The following is a 1677-nucleotide window of genomic DNA, read 5'->3' as shown; positions in this document are numbered from 1 at the left end:
TACCAAGCCGTCGAAAACTGCTTTCCCGGCCATCAAAAAAGCCCCATTAACTCACCAACCAGGATTTCGCTTCCCCGTGCAAAGCCCTCACAAGGGGAGAAGGAGAAGTGCTCAGGCGGCTCCCGGACGGCCAGCGATCATGGCGCGTCGCGCCGACCGGCGCTGCTCGACGGCGTCGGCAAGGCCGTGCAGCACCGTTTCGGTGGTTTCCCAGTCGATACAGCCATCGGTGATGCTCTGGCCATAGACGAGCGGCTTGCCGGGCATGACGTCCTGCCGGCCGGCGACCAGATTGCTCTCGATCATGACGCCGATGATGCGCTCGTCGCCTGCCGCGATCTGGCCCGCCACGTCAGCCGCCACCAGCGGCTGGTTTTCCGGCTTCTTGTTGCTGTTGGCATGACTGACATCGATCATCAGCCGAGGTGCCACGCCGATCCGGCCGAGCTCAGCGGAGGCAGCAGCTATGCTTGCCGCGTCGTAGTTGGGCACAATGCCGCCGCGCAGGATGACGTGGCAGTCCTCGTTGCCGGTGGTCGTCGCGATGGCGCTGCGCCCACCTTTCGTCACCGCCATGAAATGGTGCGGCTGGGCGGCGGATTTCACCGCCTCGGCCGCGATCCGCAAATTGCCGTCGGTGCCGTTCTTGAAGCCGACCGGGCAGGACAGGCCTGATGCGAGTTCGCGGTGGATCTGGCTCTCGGTCGTGCGCGCGCCGATCGCGCCCCAGGCGACGAGGTCGGCAATATATTGCGGGGTGGCCATGTCGAGGAACTCGGTCGCTGAGGGAAGGCCGAGATTGTTGACCGCCGAGAGCACGTTGCGGGCCATCCGCAGACCCTTGTCGATGTTGAAGCTGCCGTCGAGGTCGGGATCGTTGATCAGGCCCTTCCACCCGATCGTCGTGCGCGGCTTCTCGAAATAAACCCGCATCACGATCTCCAGCCGGTCCGACAGGTTTTCACGCAGCGATGCCAAACGGCTGGCATAGTCTACGGCGGCGGCCGGGTCGTGGATCGAACAGGGGCCGACGACGACCACCAGCCGATCGTCGGCGCCGGTCAGCACGGCGTGGATGGCATTGCGTGATGCGGCAACGGTGCGCGTCGCCGTCAGCGTGCGCGGTATTTCCCGCATCACCTCGTCGGGTGTGCTCAGTTCTCTGATTTCCTTGACCCGAAGATCGTCTGTGGTCGTCAACACGGCTTCTGCTCCTGATTGGGAGACCTGCCGGCTGAAACAAAAAAGCCGCCAGGTCTGGCGGCTGTTCGGATGTTATTGCTGCAATCTTCAGATCGAGCGCAATCCTCCCGCCGCCAGCGAGCTCATAAAGTACCAATATGTGGCGGTCAGGTTGATCATGAGGGCTGATATAGTCGATGCGGATGCGCTTGTCACGTGCCTGGTGAGGAGGAGGTTTACTCCAGCCCATTCGCGATTGGCTGAAGCCCCCCGAACTTCGTCATCCCAGGGCGAAGCAGGAGCGGAGCTCCGTCGCGGAGACCCTGGGATCCATGCCGTTGCCTTGGCCAAGGAGTGCTGCGGAACTAAATTCTGCATTGTAGCGACGCCTAGATGTCACGGCATGATGGGGTGGACGGCGCCCGACGGCATCGGATGTGCCAGAATGAGTTCGTTGAGATCTCAAACAAGGGAGCCGTCCGTGGAACACCTTAT

The 1677-nt window shown here is 62.4% G+C and carries 1 protein-coding gene; it reads right to left on the bottom strand.

Features of this window, described 5'->3' with window-relative positions; all coding sequences use genetic code 11:
- Positions 1-111 precede the first annotated feature (111 nt).
- The gene (locus NKJ91_RS33545) at positions 112-1203 is read right to left on the bottom strand and encodes a 3-deoxy-7-phosphoheptulonate synthase (RefSeq protein ID WP_352458919.1); all 1092 of its coding nucleotides are present in this window, start codon (positions 1201-1203) and stop codon (positions 112-114) included.
- Between the last annotated feature and the right edge of the window lie 474 nt (positions 1204-1677).

It is taken from the genome of Mesorhizobium sp. M0040 (assembly GCF_040323505.1).
Classification (GTDB): domain Bacteria; phylum Pseudomonadota; class Alphaproteobacteria; order Rhizobiales; family Rhizobiaceae; genus Mesorhizobium.
The sequence above is the reverse complement of the archived record's forward strand: the minus strand, read 5'-3'. Positions and strand labels throughout refer to the sequence as shown.